The sequence below is a fragment of the Tritonibacter sp. SIMBA_163 genome (genome assembly GCF_046535935.1).
Lineage (GTDB): Bacteria > Pseudomonadota > Alphaproteobacteria > Rhodobacterales > Rhodobacteraceae > Epibacterium > Epibacterium scottomollicae.
The window spans coordinates 1-270 of record NZ_JAWJBP010000492.1; the positions used below are offsets into that span (position 1 = coordinate 1).

Below are 270 nucleotides of genomic sequence, written 5' to 3' on the forward strand. Positions count from 1 at the left end.
CTATTACCGGATTATCGGTCTGCCTTTACAAGCAACTGCCGACCAAATTGAGCAGGCTTATCAGGACAGACTCCGCCAAACTCCTCACTCGGAGTACACTCAGGGAACGCTAACTGCTCGTCAAGAACTGATTCAATGGGCATATCAAGTGTTATCTGACCCTGAGCACCGGAGTGAGTATGATGCTAATTATCTGCTCACGACTTATGATGTAGAAGGGGAAGAAGCGGTGGCTCTACCGCATATTGAAACTGAAGAAGAAGCGCTGGT

General features: G+C 48.1%; 1 protein-coding gene. It reads left to right on the forward strand.

Annotated features, from left to right (window positions below; genetic code table 11):
* Positions 1-270, forward strand: a 270-nt coding sequence (locus tag R0J92_RS23260) for a J domain-containing protein (RefSeq protein WP_411053416.1), incomplete at both ends; no start/stop codon positions are given.